The sequence below is a fragment of the Pseudomonas sp. MNR3A genome (genome assembly GCF_009650575.1).
Lineage (GTDB): Bacteria > Pseudomonadota > Gammaproteobacteria > Pseudomonadales > Pseudomonadaceae > Aquipseudomonas > Aquipseudomonas machongensis.
The window spans coordinates 543,149-557,286 of sequence record NZ_VZZS01000016.1; the positions used below are offsets into that span (position 1 = coordinate 543,149).

At 66.3% G+C, this 14,138-nt stretch carries 12 protein-coding genes; 2 read left to right on the forward strand and 10 right to left on the reverse strand.

The window, feature by feature from the left end; all coding sequences use genetic code 11:
- Positions 1 to 38: 38 nt before the first annotated feature.
- Positions 39 to 932, forward strand: coding sequence for a LysR substrate-binding domain-containing protein (locus tag F6X62_RS14080; protein WP_153773890.1), 894 nt, complete (start codon positions 39 to 41; stop codon positions 930 to 932).
- A gap of 109 nt (positions 933 to 1,041) precedes the next feature.
- The gene (locus F6X62_RS14085; RefSeq protein ID WP_153773891.1) at positions 1,042 to 1,746 is read left to right on the forward strand and encodes an SDR family oxidoreductase; all 705 of its coding nucleotides are present in this window, start codon (positions 1,042 to 1,044) and stop codon (positions 1,744 to 1,746) included.
- A 15-nt stretch (positions 1,747 to 1,761) separates the two neighbouring features.
- Here F6X62_RS14085 and F6X62_RS14090 read toward each other — a convergent pair whose 3' ends face one another.
- The 10 genes from F6X62_RS14090 to F6X62_RS14135 form a co-directional block, all read right to left on the reverse strand.
- On the reverse strand, positions 1,762 to 2,706 hold the full coding sequence (locus tag F6X62_RS14090; RefSeq protein WP_153773892.1) for an ABC transporter substrate-binding protein: 945 nt from the start codon (positions 2,704 to 2,706) through the stop codon (positions 1,762 to 1,764).
- Positions 2,707 to 2,870: 164 nt separating this feature from the next.
- Positions 2,871 to 3,707 (reverse strand): hypothetical protein, encoded by an 837-nt coding sequence (locus F6X62_RS14095; protein WP_054891479.1) that lies wholly within the window; start codon positions 3,705 to 3,707, stop codon positions 2,871 to 2,873.
- 126 nt (positions 3,708 to 3,833) lie between these two features.
- The gene (proP, locus tag F6X62_RS14100; protein ID WP_054891480.1) at positions 3,834 to 5,333 is read right to left on the reverse strand and encodes a glycine betaine/L-proline transporter ProP; all 1,500 of its coding nucleotides are present in this window, start codon (positions 5,331 to 5,333) and stop codon (positions 3,834 to 3,836) included.
- Between the two features lie 206 nt (positions 5,334 to 5,539).
- Positions 5,540 to 7,324 (reverse strand): ABC transporter ATP-binding protein, encoded by a 1,785-nt coding sequence (locus F6X62_RS14105; protein WP_153773893.1) that lies wholly within the window; start codon positions 7,322 to 7,324, stop codon positions 5,540 to 5,542.
- Positions 7,321 to 8,148 carry an ABC transporter permease gene (locus tag F6X62_RS14110; protein ID WP_054891482.1) on the reverse strand — a complete coding sequence of 276 codons (828 nt, stop codon included), beginning with the start codon at positions 8,146 to 8,148 and terminating at the stop codon, positions 7,321 to 7,323. Before F6X62_RS14110 ends, F6X62_RS14105 begins: the two co-directional genes overlap by 4 nt.
- Positions 8,141 to 9,220 carry an ABC transporter permease gene (locus F6X62_RS14115; protein ID WP_153773894.1) on the reverse strand — a complete coding sequence of 360 codons (1,080 nt, stop codon included), beginning with the start codon at positions 9,218 to 9,220 and terminating at the stop codon, positions 8,141 to 8,143. The genes F6X62_RS14110 and F6X62_RS14115 overlap by 8 nt, the downstream gene beginning before the upstream one ends.
- On the reverse strand, positions 9,213 to 10,781 hold the full coding sequence (locus F6X62_RS14120; protein WP_153773895.1) for an ABC transporter substrate-binding protein: 1,569 nt from the start codon (positions 10,779 to 10,781) through the stop codon (positions 9,213 to 9,215). Before F6X62_RS14120 ends, F6X62_RS14115 begins: the two co-directional genes overlap by 8 nt.
- Before the next feature lie 10 nt (positions 10,782 to 10,791).
- Positions 10,792 to 11,979: an LLM class flavin-dependent oxidoreductase gene (locus tag F6X62_RS14125; RefSeq protein ID WP_065864827.1), complete on the reverse strand. Its 1,188-nt coding sequence runs from the start codon at positions 11,977 to 11,979 to the stop codon at positions 10,792 to 10,794.
- A gap of 30 nt (positions 11,980 to 12,009) precedes the next feature.
- Complete coding sequence (locus tag F6X62_RS14130; RefSeq protein ID WP_063545200.1) at positions 12,010 to 12,732, reverse strand: class II aldolase/adducin family protein; 723 nt, start codon at positions 12,730 to 12,732, stop codon at positions 12,010 to 12,012.
- A 15-nt stretch (positions 12,733 to 12,747) separates the two neighbouring features.
- Positions 12,748 to 13,803: an ABC transporter substrate-binding protein gene (locus F6X62_RS14135; RefSeq protein ID WP_153773896.1), complete on the reverse strand. Its 1,056-nt coding sequence runs from the start codon at positions 13,801 to 13,803 to the stop codon at positions 12,748 to 12,750.
- Positions 13,804 to 14,138 lie beyond the last annotated feature (335 nt).

The following is a 14,138-nucleotide window of genomic DNA, read 5'->3' on the forward strand; positions in this document are numbered from 1 at the left end:
CTGTTATCCTCCAGCGATCCCCACCAGCAGGCACGACCATGACCGAAGGCCCGACCGCCCTCCCCCCGCTCAATGCCCTGCGCGTGTTCGAGGTTGTCTCGCGCCATCTGAATTTCCGCCTGGCGGCCGAGGAGCTGGGTGTCACCCAGGCAGCCGTGGCCCAGCAGGTACGGGGGCTGGAGGCGAGCCTGGGCATCAGGCTGTTCGAACGCTTGCCACGTGGCCTGCGCCTGACCGATGCGGGGCTGGGCTACAGCCACAGTATCCGCAACGCCTTGGCCCTGATCGGCGAAGCCACTGCGGCACTGCGCCCGGACAACCGTCACCTCACCGTCAGCGTCACCCCAACCTTCGCCTCGAAATGGCTGATCCCGCGGCTGAGTTCGTTCACAGAGGCCCATGGCGAGATCGACCTGCGGGTGCTGGCCACCGATCGCCTGTCGCGCTTCCAGGCCGACGGTGTGGACCTTGCCGTGCGCTACGGCCATCCGCCCTTCGGCGCAGGGCTCAACACCGAGCTGCTGCTCAGGCAGCGAGTGGTCGCGGTGGCCAGCCCTGCACTGCTGGCGCAATGGGGTAAACCGCACAGCCTCGAGCAGTTGCAGCATTTCTTGCTGCTGCACGATGCGCATAATTTCTGGCCCGAGTTCATCACCCAGCTGTTCGGCCAGCCGCCCCAGCCGATGCCGAAGAACGTACGCTTCAACCAGACCTCGCTGGCCATCGAGGCCGCCGTGGCCGGGCAAGGGCTGGCGCTGTCCAGCGAACTGTTCGTGCAGGAAGACCTGCAGGCCGGACGGCTGGTGCAGGTATTCGAGCAGGCGCTGGAGATGGACAAGCACTTCTACCTGGTCTGGCCCCGCAAGGGCAGCACACCGACCGCACTGGACGTGGTTCGCGGCTGGCTGCTGGAGCAGGTGGAAGCCCTCTGAGGCAATAGATTTTCTACTGAATCGACAAACCCCTGCTGCCTCTCTGCCAGCGGTGCACCGGTGCTAGGCTGACACCATCACATCAGCCAAGCATTGCATTGGAGGTCACATGTCAGTAGAAAAAGTAGCGATCATCACCGCCGGCGGTAGCGGCATGGGTGCAGCGGCGGCACGGCGCCTGGCCGCAGACGGGTTCAAGGTGGCAATCCTGTCTTCATCGGGCAAGGGCGAGGCCCTGGCCAACGAACTGGGCGGCATCGGCGTGACCGGCAGCAACCAGTCCAACGACGACCTGCAACGCCTGGTCGACACCGTGCTGGAGAAATGGGGGCGCATCGATGTGCTGGTCAACAGCGCAGGCCACGGCCCGCGTGCGCCGATCCTGGAAATCAGCGACGACGACTGGCACAAGGGCATGGACACCTATCTGCTCAATGTCATCCGCCCGACCCGCCTGGTCACCCCGACCATGCAGAAACAGCAAGGTGGCGTGATCATCAACATCTCCACCGCCTGGGCCTTCGAGCCCAGCGACCTGTTCCCGACCTCGGCCGTGTTCCGTGCCGGCCTTGCAGCCTTCAGCAAGATCTTCGCCGATACCTACGCCAAGGATAACGTGCGGATCAACAACGTTCTGCCCGGCTGGATCGACAGCCTGCCGGCCACCGAGCAACGCCGCGACAGCGTGCCGCTCAAGCGCTACGGCAAGAGCGAGGAAATCGCCGCGACCATCGCCTTCCTGGCCAGCGAAGGTGCGGCCTACATCACCGGGCAGAACATCAAGGTCGATGGCGGGCTGACCCGCGGGGTGTGAACCTCGCCGCGTGCCTCAGTCGGCAGGTACGCTGAAACCCTTGGCGAAGGTTGGGGTAACGTCCAGCCGTTGCGTCATCAGGCCATGGGCATGGTAGAAGTCGGCGGTCTCCTGCTGTTGGGTCACGGTGTGCTCATCGATGCCTTGCCAGTGCAGCTTGCGCCGCTCGAACTGCAACCGCGCGGCCTCTTCGGGAAAACCGATGATCGCCGCGAGGGACTTGGAATAGCTGTCCAGGTGCTGGTTGGCCCACACCTGGGCGCCAGCCAGGCGCTTGAGGTAGTCCTGCAAGGCCGCGCGTCGCGCAGGGTCTTGCAGCGCCTGGTCGGTGACCGCCAGGAAGCTGTTGCCGCTGGACAGGCCGCGACCGTTCACCAGCACCCTGCCCTGCCCGCTGGTCTCGGCCAGCGCAGTGTAAGGCTCCCAGGTCGCCCAGGCGTCCACCGAGCCGTTGGCCAGGGCGATCTTGGCGTCCACCGGCCCTAGAAAGCGAAACTCCACGTCCTTCTCACTCAGGCCGGCCTGCTCCAGAGCCTTGAGCGCAATGTGGTGGCCGATCGACCCGCGGCCGGTGGCGATGCGTTTGCCCTTGAGGTCGGCGCCACTGCGCAGGGGCGACTCCGGGCGCACCAGCACCGCGGTGCCGTAGGGGTCGGACTTGTCCACCGCGATGGCCTTGACCGGCGCCCCGGAGGCGAGCACGAACAGCAGTGGGGCATCGCCGATGATGCCTGCATCGATGGCGCCTGCGTTGAGCGCCTCGGCAAGTGGCGCGGCGGCCGGAAACTCGGCCCAGTGGATGTCGTAGGGCAGGTCGCGCAGTGCATCGGCAGCCTCGAGCTGGGCGCGCATGTTGCCCTTCTGGTCACCGACGCGCAGGGTGAGGCGCTCGGCGGCAAAGGCCTGGGTTGCCAGCAGCAGGCTGGCGGCAATCAACAGAAGGCGGGAACGGATCGGCATGGAGCTCCTCGGGAAGGTACGTGCGTTGGAGCACTGACTGTACCGAGTCGCTATAGATAAATTAAATTGATTTTAGGAATAACCTAATATGCAAATTAATTTAGATTCCATATCACTGTAGAGACGAGCCGCCATGACGCAAGCCCGTCTCTGCTGGGCTCGGCTCAGTCCTTGGTCCTGTGCAGCAGGCTGTCGAAGCGCTTGCCGTCGATCAGATAGGTCAGGCGCGCCTGGCCGTTTTCCAGCGGCTCAAGGGTCATGGGCGTATTGGTCTTGTGGTAGGGATGGCGGAACAGCGCCGGCTTCTCGGTATAGGCGTAGCTGTTGAAGGCCAGGGCATCGCCCGTCCAGCGCACGTTGTTGTACAGGTAGCGCCAGTTCTCGTCCGGGCGGTGATAGAGGTAGACGCCGCTGGCGTCACGAACGACCTCGATCTGCACCGCGCCGGCCTTGCTCGCCCACTTGCCGATATAGCGTTCGAGCCCCGCATGGCCTGCTGGTACTGCCGGCGCCGGGGCGAAGTCACTTGCCTGGAACGGGGTTCGCCGTGCCGCCTCACCCTTGGCATCGACGTACAGGTCACATAGCGGCGCCACCTGGTCGACCTTGCGGTAGAGGAAGGTGAGCTGGGCATCGGCGACTGGCATGCTCAACATCATGACCGTCGGGGCAAAACCCAATACCTTCAGGTCGAACGCGCGCGCCTCGGACTGAACGTGGATCGAACTGCCGTCCTCCGCGACCTTGTAGTCGGAAATCTCGACGGCCTGGGTCTTGGGCTCGGCGCAGTTGAACGGGTGCAGTAGCACCTTGCCGTCGGCCTTGTATTCGGCGACGTTGGCGATGCCACTCTTGAGCGGCATCATCGCCCAGATACCGACGATCGCACTTTTGTCGGTGCGCAGGGAAACCTTGTCCTTGCTCGGCGCGTGGCCGGCACAGCCGCCCAGGAACAGGGCGCTCAGGGCGAGAGGGAGTAGCGGTTTGAACACGATGATCATCCATGGTTGGTCGAAGGCAGCCGCCCTGCGCCCGAGGTGTCTGGCTAGAGGCGGCTGGCCATCATCGCATGAAACGCTTTCGTATCACCTTAATAAGCCCACGCGCGTACGGCATCGCGCGGGGCCTCATTCGATCCGCGGATGCTGCTGCACCAGCACCTTGCGCTTGGCCTCGAGCTCGGCGATCTGCTCGTCGATGTCCTCGATCTTCTGCTCGATGGTGTCGTGGTGCTCCTGCAGCAGTTCCTTGGCTTCTTCCAGGTCCGAGGCCGCAGGCGCCGCTCCGCGCAGGGGCTTGTTGGCGGTCTCTTTCATGGTCAGCCCGGTGAGCAGGCCGATCACGGCGATGACCATCAGGTAGTAGGCCGGCATGTACAGGTTGTCGGTGCTTTCCACCAACCAGGCGGCGATGGTCGGGGTGAGGCCGGCGATCAGCACCGAGATGTTGAAGGCGCTGGCCAGGGCGCTGTAGCGGATGTGAGTGGGGAACATCGCCGGCAGGGTCGAGGCCATCACGCCAATGAAGAAATTCAGCAGCACCGCCAGGATCAGCAGCCCGGCGAAGATCACCCCGAGGCTGCCGCTGTTGATCAGCATGAACGCCGGGATCGCCAGGACGAACAGGCCGACGCTGCCCACCACGATGAACGGGCGACGCCCGACTTTGTCGCTGAGGAAGCCGATCACGGGCTGCACGAACAGCATGCCGACCATGATCGCGATGATGATCAGCACGCCGTGGTCTTCGCTGTAGTGCAGGTTGTGCGACAGGTAGCTGGGCATGTAGGTGAGCAGCATGTAGTAGGTGACGTTGGTCGCGATCACCACACCAATGCAGGTCAGCAGGCTGCGCCAATGCTTGGTGGCCACCTCCTTGAACGACACCTTCGGCCCCGAGGCCAGACCTTCGCGATCACCCTGCTCGAGCTTGTCGACATGCTGCTGGAAGGCTGGCGTCTCCTCCAGGGCGTGGCGCAGGTAAAGGCCGATGATGCCCAGCGGCAACGCGACGAGGAACGGCAGGCGCCAGCCCCAGTCGAGGAATTGCTCCTCGCCGACGATGGCCGAGATCATCACCACCATGCCGGCACCGAGCACGAAGCCTGCGATCGAGCCGAAGTCCAGCCAACTGCCGAGGAAGCCGCGCTTGCGGTCAGGGGCGTATTCGGCGACGAAGATCGAGGCACCGGTGTATTCGCCGCCGACCGAGAAGCCCTGGGCCATCTTGGCCAGCAACAGCAGGATCGGCGCCCAGATGCCGATCGAGGCATAGGACGGTATCAGCCCGATGGCGAAGGTGCTCAGCGACATGATGACGATGGTCGCCGCCAGGACTTTCTGGCGGCCATAGCGATCCCCCAGGGCACCGAAGAACAGCCCTCCCAGCGGGCGGATCAGGAAAGGGACCGAGAAGGTTGCCAGGGCCGCGATCATCTGCACGCTGGGCGAGGCGTTGGGGAAGAACACCTTGCCCAACGCATAGGCGACGAAGCCGTAGACGCCGAAGTCGAACCACTCCATGGCGTTGCCGAGCGCTGCGGCAGTGATCGCCTTGCGCATCTTGGCGTCGTCAACGATGGTGATGTCTTTCAAGCCGATCGGCTTGACTCTCTTGCGTGATTTCATAAGTGCTTACTCTGTAGCTGACCTGTCGTGACAATCCGCTGTCCCCGGGGCAGATCGGGCGGGCGAACAGTTTTCGGCCACGCAGCCAAAGCAATAGTGGCAACGGGCCCTATGGGGTCAGATACAAATGGACACTAAATAATTCCGCGCTTGATGATTTTTTCCTGAAGTCCGCTACGACAGAGGTGAGCCGGTACCGCGGCAGGTCAGGGGTGCAAACGCGGCGAATGTGCGAGCAATGTCTGGGTGTACCCCTGCTGAGGTCGCTCGAACACCGCGTCCACCGCGCCCTGCTCCACCACCCTGCCCCGATTCAACACCAGCACCCGGTCGGCAATCGCACGCACCACGCCCAGGTCGTGGGTGACGAACAGCACGGTCAGTCCCTCGCCCTGCAAACGCCGCAGCAGCGCCAGGATCGACGCCTGTACCGACACATCCAGCGCCGAGGTGATCTCGTCGCACACCAGCAGCCGAGGTTCGCACACCAGCGCCCGGGCAATCGCCACGCGCTGGCGTTCGCCGCCCGAGAGGCTGTGCGGATACAGGCCGGCCACCCGTGCCGGCAGCGATACCCGCTCGAGCACCGCTTCGACCCGACGCCTGGCCTCGTCGCCGCGAATACCGAAAAAATGCGCCAACGGCGCGCTCAGGGTCTGCAACACCGTCTGCCGAGGATTCAACGCCCGGTAGGGGTTCTGGAAGATGTACTGGATCTGATGGCGCAACCCGGCATCACGCTGGCGGGCGGCAAAGGGCAGCGGCTGCCCGGCGTAGCGCAGGTGCCCCTGCACGTTCTCACCAAGCCCGGCAATGGCCCGCGCCAGGCTGGTCTTGCCCGAGCCGGACTCACCGACCAACGCCAGGCACTCGCCCTGCCCCACCTGCAGCGCAACCTCGAACAGCACCTGGCGGTCGTAGGCCACGTCCAGACCCTGTACCTCGAGCAGCGGCGTCGCAGTGAGCGCTTCGAGGTGCCCCTCGCCCGCCGCGCTATCGATCAATACCAGCGGCTCTTGATGCGGCACCAGGCAGGCCACCTGCTGCTCGCGGCCCAGGCGCACCAGCGCGGGCTCCAGCACCCTGCATTGCGCCTGCCGCCGTGCACAACGGGGAGCGAAGGCACAACCCTCGGGCCTCTGCCCGGGTGCCGGGGCATGACCGCCGATGGCTTGCAGCGGCTGACGCCGGGCAACATCCGGGATCGCCCCGAGCAACGCACGCGTATAGGGATGGGCTGGCGCGGCGAACAACGCCTCGCGCGCGGCGATCTCGACCAGGCGCCCGGCATACATGACCATCACCCGGTCCACCAGGTCGCGCACCACGGCCAGGTCATGGGTGACGTACAGCGCCGCCACGCCGTGGCTGCGGCACAGGTCTTTGAGGGTGCCGAGCACATGGGCCTGGGTAGTGACGTCCAGCGCCGTGGTCGGCTCGTCGAGCACGATCAAGCGCGGCCGCAGGACGAACGCCAGGGCCAGCATCACCCGTTGTTGCTGCCCGCCGGACAGCTGGTGCGGGAAACGGCGCAGGAATCCGGCGTCAGACGGCAGCCCGACCTCCTCGAGCGTCGTGGCGATGCGCTGTTGCAGGGCCTCGCGGGCCAGGCGCGGCTGATGGGCCAGCACGGTTTCGCGTAGCAGCGCACCGATGCGCAGCGCCGGGTTCAAGGCCGTGGCCGGGTCCTGGGCAACATAGCCGACCAGCCCACCACGAGCCAGGCGCAATGCCTCGCCTTCGAGCTCCAGCAGCGAGTGACCGGCGACCTCGACACGCCCGGCAACGATCCGCGCGCCCTGGCGGGCATGACGCAGCAAGGCCGTCGCCAGGGTGGTCTTGCCCGAACCGGATTCGCCGACCAGCCCGACGATCTCCCCTGCCGCCAGGCTGAACGACACGCCCGACAGCACCTCCACCCGACCGGCCAGTTCCACCCGCAGGTCGCTGACCCGCAGCACTTCGGCGACGCTCTGCACGACCGCATTCATGGTTGTTTCTCCCCGATCCGCGCACTGGCGCGACCAATGCCTTCGGCCAGGATATTGGTGCCATAGGCGAACACGCCGATCAGCAACGCCGGGGCCAGCACGGCCCAGGGCTGCACCAGCAGGCCGGCCTGGTTCTCGTTGATCATCAGGCCCCAGTCGGCGGCCGGCGGTGCCACCCCGTATCCGAGGAAACCCAGGCCCGAGAGCATGCCCACGGCCCAGGTCAGCATGTTGCCGAAATGCACCAGCAGCGGCGTGAGAATGTTCGGCAGGATCTCCCTGAACAGGATGCGCCAGCGCGAATAGCCCATCATCTGCGCCGCCTCGACGAACTCCTGCCCGGCCACCGCCACCGCGCTGCCGCGCGCCAGGCGGATCACCCCAGGGGTGAAGGCGATGGCCACGGTGAGCACGATCAGCCAAGGCGCACGCCCCAGCATCGACACGATCAGCAGCACCAGGATCAGGTCGGGAAATGCCAGCGAAACATCCGCCGCCCAACTGATCGCCTGGTCCAGGCGTCGCCGCGAAAAACCCGCCAGCAGGCCCAGGCTGCCACCGGCCAGCAGCGCGAGGGTCGCAGCCGCCACTGACATCCACAGGACCGACAGCCCACCGCTGAGCAGCCGCGAGAGCAGGTCATGCCCCAGGAAATCATGGCCCAGCGGCGCACCGGCCGCCGGTGGGCCGTACACCGGACCGACCATGGCCGTCGGTGCATGCGGTGCGAGCCAGGGCCCCAGCAGCGCCAACCCGGCCACCAGCAAAGTGATGAGGGCACCACGACGGATCTGCCGATCGGCATGCCAAGGGGTATCAATCATGGTTCGCCTCCTGGGCAGGTACGCTGCGCGAGCGGCGCCACCAGGGCAGGATGCCGCGGCGGTTGCGCCGGATCATCCGCACCCGGCGCGCGGTGCGCAGCTTGGGGGTCAGCAGCACGGTGAGGAGGTCCGCGAGCAGGTTGATCAGCACCACCGCCAAGGTGATGACCAGGACGATGCCCTGGATCATCGGCAGGTCGCGCATCTGGATCGCCGCATTGAGTGCCGTGCCGATACCGGGATAGCTGAAGATCACCTCGGCCAGCAGCGCACCACCAACCAGGGTGCGCAGGGTCAGGGCCACGCCCTGGATCGCTGGGGTCAGCGCGTTGGGCAAGGTATGCCGCCAGACGATGCGCCGCTCGGGAATGCCGCGCAGGCGCGCAGCGATCACATAGTCCGACTCCAGCGCTTCGATCATCGCGGCACGCACCATGCGTGTCAGGTAGGGCAAGGCCGAAAGCCCCAGGGCAATCACCGGCAGCACCAGGTACTGCAGTTGCGCCCACAATGGCCGCTGCGGATCGAGGATCGACACTGCCGGCAGCCAGCCCATGCCGGGCATGGAGAACAGCAGCACCAGGCCGATGGCCAGGAGAAACCCGGGCGTGGCCTTGAACAGGATCAGCGCCGACAGACCGAAGCGGTCCAGGCGGCTGTCGCGCCGCAGCGCCAGGGTCACGCCCAGTAGCAGCGCCAGCGGCACCACCAGCGCGAGCACACCGGCCAACAGCGCCAGGGTGTGGCCGAGGCGGCCGAACAACAGGTCGGCCACCGGCACCTGGGAATCCAGCGAAATGCCCAGGTCGCCACCTAGCGCGGCGCCGAGCCAGCGCAGGTACTGCACCAGGATCGGCTGGTCCAGCCCCAGTTGCCGTTGCAGGGTGAGGATGCTTTCCAGTGGCGCGTCCGGGCCGAGGATCACCCGCGCCGGGTCCGAGGGCAACGCCTGGGTAGCAATGAACACCACCAGGCTGATGACCCAGGCGGTGAGCAGGCCGTAGCCCAGGCGGCCGATGAACCACGACAGCCAGGCCGGCGTGCGCGGTGTGCAGTGATGAGGATCAGGCATGGTTCAACCACAACTCGTCAAAGCGCCAGGAGGCGAAGGTGGTCTGCTCCGGAGTGAGCCCGCCGACCTGTGCGCTGGCGGCATCGAGCACATCACTGAAGCCCCAGATCAGCAGGCCACCGCGCGCGTGCTGGATCGCCTGGGCCTCGTGGACCAGGGCCTTGCGTAGGGCAAGGTCGGGCTGGGCCAAGGCCTGCCCGAACAGTTCGCTGAAGCGCGGATCGTGGAAGTTGCTGCGGTTGTAGATCGCCTGCGGCGCATCGTTGTGCAGCGCCGAGGCCAGAAAACCGCGCGCTGGCGTCGAGCCTGGCGACAATTGCCAGTGCTCGCGCTGCGGCCCATTGAACACCGAGCCATCGACCTGGGTGACCTTGACCTGCACCCCCGCCTTCTGCGCCTGCTGCGCGAACACCAAGGCGGCATTCACCCCAGAGCCTGCAGGCGTGGTCAGCTCAAGGCGCAGGTCGCTGTGGCCGGCCTGGCGCAGCAGTGCGCGGGCCTGATCCAGATCGTACGGGCGCTGGGGCAGGTCATGGTTGTAGGTAGGATCGTGCGGCGCATACAGATCGTTGGCCACTCGACCGAAGCCGTTGAGCCCGCGGGCCACCAGTTCCTGACGATCGGCGAGCAAGCGCAGAGCCTGGCGCACGCGCACATCCTGCAACGGCGCCTTGGCCAGGTTGAGGTTGAAGCCACTGAACGAGGTGGTGGGCGACACATACAGGCGCAGGCGCGGGTCGGCCTTGAGCAATGCGCTGTGTTCGGCCTGCACGCCGCTGGCGACGTCGATCTGCCCGGCGCGCAGCGCGGCGGCGCGCGAGACCTGGTCCTTGAATTCGATGATCTCCAGTTCATCGGTGTAGGGGCGCTCGGGCTTGTAGTAGTTCTCGAAGCGGGTGTAGAGCGAGCGTTGCCCGGGGATGAAGCTCTTGAGCCGATAGGGCCCGGCGCCCACCGGATTGGTGACCGGGTGATAGTCGGTGGGCACGATGCCGCCAAAGCTGATCAGGGTTTCATCCAGCGGATAGAAGCTCTGGCCGCCCTTGAAACGGATTTCAAGGGTGCGCTCGTCGACCTTGCGCAGGGCATCGCGGTCGATGGCACCGACCAGCCCGGCATAGGGCGAGGCCAGCTTCGGGTCGGTCAGGCGCAGGATCGAGAACAGCATGTCGTCGGCGGTGATGCTCTTGCCGTGGTGGAACTCCAGCCCCGGCTTCAGGCGGATGGTCCAGACACTGGCATCGCGGTTGGGCTCGGCGAACTCGGCCAGGGCCAGGCGCGTGCTGACATCGGGGTTCCATTCCCAGAACTTGGCATAGAGCGCCCAGCCGCGAATGATCCCGCCGCCCACCGGCTTGTGGGCGTCGAGGTTGCCTGCCTGGTCACCGTCGATGATCCCGACCCGCAGGCGACCGCCGCGTGCCGGCGCCCCCGGCAGTGCACCACCAACCGCCGCTGGCTGGCCGGCATCGCAGCCACCGAGCAGGCTGCCGCCAAGCAACAGGCCACCACCGACCGCCAGGCTGTTGCCGAGAAAGACCCGGCGGGAAAACTCAGTCATCGCTCAGTCCTCATGCCGGTTGCGCCACCGCCGCCTGGCGTGCGGCGCCCAGGCGCGGCACTTCGAAGCCGTGGTCCAGGTCCAGCAACGGGAACAGCAGGTCGGCGACCCGCTGCGCTTCATCGATCAGCGGGAAGCCGGAAAGGATGAAGGCCGACGTGCCGTGCGCCTCATACTCGCGGATACGCTCGGCGACCTGCTCGGCGCTGCCCACCAGGTACGTGCCGGCCGCTGGGCCAAGAATGTTGAAGCCGAACAGGCTCGGGCCGAGCCAGACGTTGGGGTGAATCTCCAGCTCGCGCGCGCTCGGCAGGCGCCCGGCACGAATGCTGTCGAGGTTGCGCTGGATGCGTGGATCGTCACTGACGAAGCTTTCCAGGGTCTGCCCCGGCGGTAGCTGGCGCTCGATGGAAGCCCGCGCGGTGGCCAGCGACGTCCGTTGCAGCAGGCGTTCGGCGTGGGCCCAGGCCTCTTCCTCGGTTTCGCGCACGATCACTTGCAGGCGCGTGCCATAAGTGAGTTCGCGGCCGATCTTCGCCGCTTCGGCGGCCACGCGGCGGAACTTGTCCCCCAGCCTTTGCGGGGTATCGGCAAAGCTCAGGTAGACGTCGAGCAACTGCACCGAATGGGCCACTCCAGGCGCCGAGGTGCCAGCGCCCCACAGCGGGATGCCCGGTTTTTGCTTGGGTGGATGCCAGCCGCCCAGCGGGTGGCTGGCCGCTGCCGGCGAGCGCGGCGAGAGCTTGACGTAACGCCCTTGGTAGCCTGCCGTTTCGCCCGCATAGAAACCCTGGAACGCGCGCCAGTACTCCAGGCTGAAGTCGTAGCGCTCATCGTGCGGGTAATGCACGCCCAAGGTCGCCAGGCCCGCATCGTTGCCGTTGACCACATTGAACAGCAGTCGGCCATTGGAGAACTGGTCGAAGGTCAGCGCCCACTTGGCCAGCACCGCAGGCGACAGCTCGCCGGGGTGCTGGGCCACGAGGAAACGCAAGCGCTCGGTGGCATCGATCAGCGCGGCCGACACCGCCAGGCTTTCGTTCGGGCTCGAGCCCAGCAGCGCGCCATAGTAGCCAAGACGGTCGGCCGCCACAGCCAGTTGCTTGAGGTGCTGGAAATCGGTGTTCCAGCGCCCCTGGGGCTCCCAGGGATAGGGGCCGTCGGGGGTGGTGAGGTACCAGAGGATCTTGACCGCCATGGGCGTGCTCCTTGCGAGAAAGTGAACGGCTCAGTTGCGACGGTCGATGCCCGGCACCAGGCCCAGCTCGGTGGCGCGCTCGTACAGGCCGCTCATCTTCCATTGCTGGGTCAGCACCCCTGGCCCATAGGGGCGCGAGCCACCGAGCGCGTCGGCCAGCAACTGGATCTGCGCGCCCTCCTCCAGCAGCAGGATGAACTCGGCGGTGGCGCGCAGGCCCTGCTTGCCCCATACCGTAGCGCCGCCGTTGGCCTCCAGGATCGCCAGGTTGAAGGGGTTCTCGGCGATCTTGTCGAGGATGAAGTCCACCTCGGCCTGGCGTCGGTCGATGTAGACCGGCAGCTCGCGGGCCAACTGGTAGCGCTGCACCGGCACGTAGTGGAACGGCAAGGTGCGGTGGGTCTGGGCCCAGGCGCCGAGGTAGGGGCTGTGCACATGGGACACGGTGGTGACATCGGCGTGGGTCTGGAACAGCTTGGTGTAGCGACCCAGGCCGCCTTTGGCCTTGCCGCGAACCACATTGCCGGCGAAGTCGCTGACACTGGCCTGCAGCGGCTGGTGGCGCTTCCACGGCCCGCCATAGTTCACCGACACCAGCAGCTCCTGGCCAGGTACCCGCTCGATAAAGCCGACGGTGCCATTGGCGGTGATGGTGTGGGTTTCACGGAACACGGTGAAGGCCGCTTCGGCCTCGGCCACCACTTGGTCGACGAAGGTGTCCAGGTCGATTTGCTCGTTGATCAGTACGGTCATCTCAGGTCTCCGGTATCAGGCGCGGCGCTGGGCCAGCAATTCATGGGCAGCTTGCAGGGGGCGATGGTCGACCCAGTCGGCGAGGTCGAAGTCGCGTTCGAGGAAGCCGTGCAGGTTGAGAAAGGTCTTCTGCACGTCCAGGTAGTCCAGGCGTTGCGCCGAGAGGTCCGGCGCCAGGGTGGTGTGGAAATCGCCGCGGTACGCCTCGGCCACGCCCTGGCTGCCGGCGCGGGTTTCCTCCTCGAGAATGGCGTTGAGCGCATCGCGGTTGCCTGCAGCCCATTGGGCGGCACGCAGGGTCTGGGCGAGAAAGCGCAACACCAGATCGAAGTGATCGTCGAGCAGGCTCTGGTGCACGGTGATCGGCCTTGGCGTGCCGTTGTTGATGCGGTGGCGCGGATCAGGCAGTGCGTCGAGGTCGACACCGACTACCAGGCCCAGGCGCCGCGCGGCATCGGCGGCGGCTGCGCCCTTGACGTAGACCGCATCCACCTCGCCGCGGGCCAGGTAATCAAGGCCCGACCACAGGCGCTGCAGGCCCAGTTGCGGAGTTTCGGCCCGAGTCTGGTCGAGCAGCGCCACCTCTTTGAAGTGCACGTCGTCCAGGCTCAGGCCGGCCGAGGCCAGGGCCCCCTTGTAGCCATGCAGGCTCATGGCCCGAGCGATGCTGCCGGGGCGGTTGTCGCCCCAGGCCGGCAGTGCCAGGCGCTTGCCGCGCAGGTCGGCGGCGCTGCGAATGCCCGAGTCGGGGCGTACCAGGATGGTCTGCCATTCCTCGATCCAGGTCAGGCCGATCAGCCGGCTCGGTGCACCGGCAGCACGAGCCGCCAGCGCCGGCAGGTTGCCGCCTTCGCGAAACAGCCCGGGGAGTTGGTGATCATAGTGATGCTGGCCGAGCTGACGGGCCTCCTGCAGGGTTTCCACCGGCAGGCCGTCGGCGGCGAATTCTTCGTTTAGCCAGCCGAGCTTGTAGGCGATACCCGAAGCGGTCGGGACGGGGCAGCGCGTGAACCAGATGCGCTCCAGACGCGTGTCGGCGGCTGGCAGTACAGGGGCAGTGGCGAGGGTCATGGGGTCGCTCCTTGAGGGTCGTGACAGCGCTATTGCAGCGCCCGTGCCAACGGCTGCAGGCCCCGAATCACGGGGCCCAGGCCAGGGCGTCGGGGGGACGGGTGCTGGTTGGCGGGCAGGATTGCGGGGTGAGTGCTGCCAGATCAGCAGTGGCCGGGATAGAGGTGTTGCTGGGGCAGCAACAGACGTTGTGAGTAGAGCTGTAAGCCTTGTGCCGCAGGGGTTTCAGCGGTGTGGCAAAGAAGTTGCTCTAGGTCTGGCAGAGCGTGGGGCCGCTGCGCGACCCATCGCGGGACAAGCCCGCTCCCACAGGAACCCCGGCGTCGTTGGAAGCG